We start from the raw sequence: 3822 nt of genomic DNA, 5'->3' as shown, positions 1-3822 counted from the left end.
CGAGGTGCCGGCGGGCGTGGGCGCGCAGCTCGGCGCACTGCTGCTCGAGCTCGGCGGCGTGGAGCTCGCGCTGCCGCTCCACCAGGGCGGCCATGCCAGCGGACAGGCGGGCGGGCGGAACATCCCACTCGTCGGGGGTGCGGGGCGGGATACCGATGGTTGTCATCACTGGTCACCGCCGGCGTGCGCCTGGGCGAGGGTCGACACGGGGGTGGTCTGCGCGGGGCAGCCGTCGGCGTGGCGGTCGAAACGCTTGGGGCAGCCGCAGGGGTGGCACGGGTCCTCGCCGGCCTGCAGCTGGGACCACTCGACCGCGTCGATCAGGGCAACGCTGGCGACCTCGACCGTGACGTCGTCGATGGTGGCGGTGCCCCTGGTGTGGACGTAGCCGCCGGCACCACCGATGGCGCTGGCGTGCATCGAGCACTCCAGCGTGATACCGAAGTGCGCGGCCAACTGGTCGGCCGCGTCGGCGTCGTAGACGTCGAGCTCCAGGCGGGTGGACCCGGACGCGAAGACGCTGGCGTTGATGCGGTCGATCAGCGGCCACAGGCCGGGGCACTCGGCGCGCAGCTCGCGAACCAGACGCCCGACCCGAAAGGCGCCGCTCTCCAGGGCCTCGACTCCGGCCATGTGATCGGTGGTGCGGGCGGGTTCGGTACTCTCAGTGCTCACGGTGATCCTCATTTCTCACGGGGTGAGGTGATCCGTAGGGGCTGTCGCGGACCGTGCCGGGTCCGGGCGGCCCCGACTTATGTGCGGGGTCAGGCGGAGGCGAGTCTCGGTTCGTCGGCCTGCTGGGCCGCGTGCCAGGCGCGGACCCTGTCGAGGTCGAAGCGCCGGCCGCGGAAGGCCGTCGGCTCGAGCGGGCAGCCGTTCTTGACCCACTCGTTGACCGTCCAGTTGGAGACGCCGTAGCGGGCCATGAGCTGGGCGGTGGTGAGAAGCGGGGTCACTCCGGTGGGGCGGAGGATGTCCACGCGTTCAGCGAGGGTCTGGGTCGCCATGGGGGGTAGACCTTTCCACTGTGTCGGTTGAAACTGCAGGCATGTCGAAAAGCTCCTGCAGCGGTTCGCGGAGGACCGTGGCCACCAGCCATGCGGTGCGCAGGCGGCATATGTCGACGCCCTTCTCCCCGGCGCCGGCGAGCTTGTACGCCGTCGTGGGTCCGATCCCCTGCCCGCGGACGTCCACCCGCTTGGTGGCCGCCGCGAGCGCGAGCGCCGACATGCCGGCCCGCTGCATGGCGGCTCTGAGTGGCTTGCCTTCGCCCTTGCGGACCAGGTTGGTCATACAGACCTCGCGTCGGATGGTGACTGTGCGGCGATGACGCCGCGCCGTTGACACTTTCTACTGTGTCAGTGTCAATGAGGTCAAGCCCGTTGTAATGAGCTTCAATGAGAAGCCGCCCCGGGTGGCGTCACTCGAATGCACGTTCTAATCTGTCGGCATATGCCCAGCGCACTGGCGCGTGACGGGGAGGTCACGCGGCGCACAAGAACGCGCCATGCTTCCACTTTCACTTGCGAAAGTGGAAGGTCTAAGGGCACCCTTAGCGCGTGACAGACCAGGAGCCTGCCGAGAATCTGGCGCAGTTGATCAAGAGACTCCGCGAGACCTACAAGGTGTCGCAGTCCGAGATCGCGCGCCGCGTCGGCGTCGCGCCTGCCACCGTCAGCTCCTGGACCCTGGGTGTGCGCGGCACGAAGCGCGGCCCCAGCCGCGCCAACCTCCAGGCCCTCGCCCGCGAGTTCCCGAAGTTCACCGAGGACGAGATCTTCGCCGCCGCCGGCCGCGAGACACCCGGCCCGCTCCGCCCCGACGCGGAGGCCCGCATCATCGAGCTGTACCGCGAGCTCACCCCGGACCAGCAGCGGGCGAAGGAGATCGAGATGCGGGCCCTGCGGGACGCGAACCGCTCCTGAGATTTCCTCTTTGCCCTGTGCAACCTCCAGCCAGGGCCGGGGGTCCAACAGAAATGGACTCCGTCACTCCCCGTCAGAATGTGCGCACGTTGTGCGTAAAGACTGGTCGCATATTCACCTAACTGGGGGTACGGTCGATCGCACGGCCGACGTCCTCCCCCGGCGGCTGGCATCCTGTCGCCTGCCCTTACGGGGGAATCCGTATGTGCATCCGCGTCCAGTACGCGCCACTCACCGCCGCCTGCTCTCAGCCCTACGACGCGCGCCACCAGGTCATCACCCTGCCCGAGGACCTCCCCCGCCGCGCAGCCATCAGGGTCATACGAGCGGTTCTCTCCGAACTCGCCATCACCCAGCCCGACTTCGGTGCAGTCTGCTGGTGCGGGGCCCCAGTCGGTGCCCTGCCCCGCATCCCCCACCAGGCGAGGAGAGAGCAGGTGTCCCATGGCGCCTAGAGCGAGCAACAACCCACGGCAGATCCGCAGCAAGACGTGCGGCTGCGCACCCTGCATGGAGGCGTACCCGCCCGACCAGTACGGCGAGCGGAGGAAGCGGCGCGACTGCCTCGGCTCCTGGCAAGCCCGCTACCGCGACCCGGCAGGAAAGCAGAAGTCGAAGAACTTCCCAAAGAAGAAGGACGCGGAAGACTTCCTGGACGACATCAGGACCCGCGTCCGCCGCCGCACCTACAACGACCCGAAGCGGGGAGAGATCACCCTCGCCGCATGGTGGGAGACGTGGTGGCCAGCCCAGCCGAAGCGCCGCGTCACGACAACCAACCGCAAGCTGTCCAACTGGGGCCGGCACATCGAACCGCGGTGGGGCAAGTACCGGCTCTGCGACCTCGAGTACATGGAGCTGCAGGCATGGCTCACCAATGACGTGAAGGGACACCACACCAGGCGCAAGGTCCTCGAGCTGCTGAACGCCATGCTGCGCGCGGCGGTCCGGGACGGGAAGCGCATCCCGTTCAACCCAGCCGCCGAGATCGAACTCGAGACGCCGCCGAAGAAGCACGCGGACGACCTGCGGCCCCCAACACGGGAACAGTGCGCGCTCATCCGCAAGCACGCTGGCATCTGGTATCGGCCGCTCCTCGTCTTCCTCGAGGAGACCGGGCTGCGGTGGGGCGAGGCGACCGGCCTGCGATGGGGAAACGTCGACCTCGAAGCAAAGCACCTCAAGGTGAAGGAAGTGCTCAGCGAGGATAAGGGCACCCTCTTCCGGCAGCCGGCACCCAAGACCGCCCACGGATTCCGCACCGTCCCGTTGACCCCCCAGGCCCTCGACGCACTGGACGCGATGGCGGCCCGCTTCCAACCGAAGCGCACCATCTCGGCGATCGGCAGCGGTCGCGATCTACACCCGGACGAGCTGGTCTTCCGCGGCCCGCAAGGCGGTGTGCTCACGCGGCACAACTTCCGGAGGACGTGGATCCCAGCCATTCAGGCCGCTGGCCTGGCCCGAGAGGTCACGAACTCCGAGACGGGCCGTACCGAGTGGTGGCCGCGAGTGCACGACCTGCGGCACGTCTTCGCCACAAGGTTGAAGGATCTCGGTATCCCGGAAAAGGACGCCCAGACCATCCTCGGCCACGACCGCGGCAGCAAGGTGACGTGGATCTACCAGCATTCGGCTGAGGATGTGGCGGCAGACGTGCTGGCCGTGATGGCTCCGGAGAAGCCCGCCCGGGCAGCCGCTGTTCGAACACTCAAGGCAGTGTGAGGTGCGGAGTCCACATGGAGTCCACAAGACCCCCTCACTCAACCGCGCCGACGCTCACGGAGCCTCATTCTTCGGGGTTACTGACTTCGGCTCGTTAGGGTGATCCGTCTCGAAGTGCCTGATGATGCGGCGCGGTTGGTTGTATTTCCTGGCGTGTGAGATATGCGGATGG

6 protein-coding genes are annotated in these 3822 nt (G+C 67.7%); 3 read left to right on the top strand and 3 right to left on the bottom strand.

The window, feature by feature from the left end:
- Positions 1-165: 165 nt before the first annotated feature.
- The 3 genes from AB0903_RS34240 to AB0903_RS34230 all read right to left on the bottom strand — a co-directional run bounded on the left by AB0903_RS34240 (position 166) and on the right by AB0903_RS34230 (position 1293).
- Positions 166-675 (bottom strand): hypothetical protein, encoded by a 510-nt coding sequence (locus AB0903_RS34240; protein ID WP_366708721.1) that lies wholly within the window; start codon positions 673-675, stop codon positions 166-168.
- A gap of 89 nt (positions 676-764) precedes the next feature.
- The gene (locus tag AB0903_RS34235) at positions 765-1007 is read right to left on the bottom strand and encodes a hypothetical protein (protein WP_366708719.1); all 243 of its coding nucleotides are present in this window, start codon (positions 1005-1007) and stop codon (positions 765-767) included.
- Complete coding sequence (locus tag AB0903_RS34230; protein ID WP_366708717.1) at positions 985-1293, bottom strand: XRE family transcriptional regulator; 309 nt, start codon at positions 1291-1293, stop codon at positions 985-987. The genes AB0903_RS34235 and AB0903_RS34230 overlap by 23 nt, the downstream gene beginning before the upstream one ends.
- Positions 1294-1559: 266 nt before the next feature.
- Here AB0903_RS34230 and AB0903_RS34225 point away from each other — a divergent pair, with 266 nt between their 5' ends.
- From AB0903_RS34225 to AB0903_RS34215, 3 genes are all read left to right on the top strand, one after another.
- Positions 1560-1925 (top strand): helix-turn-helix transcriptional regulator, encoded by a 366-nt coding sequence (locus AB0903_RS34225; RefSeq protein ID WP_366708715.1) that lies wholly within the window; start codon positions 1560-1562, stop codon positions 1923-1925.
- A 203-nt stretch (positions 1926-2128) separates the two neighbouring features.
- On the top strand, positions 2129-2380 hold the full coding sequence (locus AB0903_RS34220; protein ID WP_366708713.1) for a hypothetical protein: 252 nt from the start codon (positions 2129-2131) through the stop codon (positions 2378-2380).
- A complete protein-coding gene (locus tag AB0903_RS34215; protein WP_366708711.1) occupies positions 2370-3650 on the top strand; it encodes a tyrosine-type recombinase/integrase in 1281 nt (426 codons plus the stop codon). Before AB0903_RS34220 ends, AB0903_RS34215 begins: the two co-directional genes overlap by 11 nt.
- Positions 3651-3822: the final 172 nt, after the last annotated feature.

The organism is Streptomyces sp. NPDC048389, from assembly GCF_040706335.1.
Taxonomy (GTDB): Bacteria; Actinomycetota; Actinomycetes; order Streptomycetales; family Streptomycetaceae; genus Streptomyces.
Note: the sequence above shows the minus strand (reverse complement) of the source record. Positions and strands in the feature narration are given on the sequence as shown.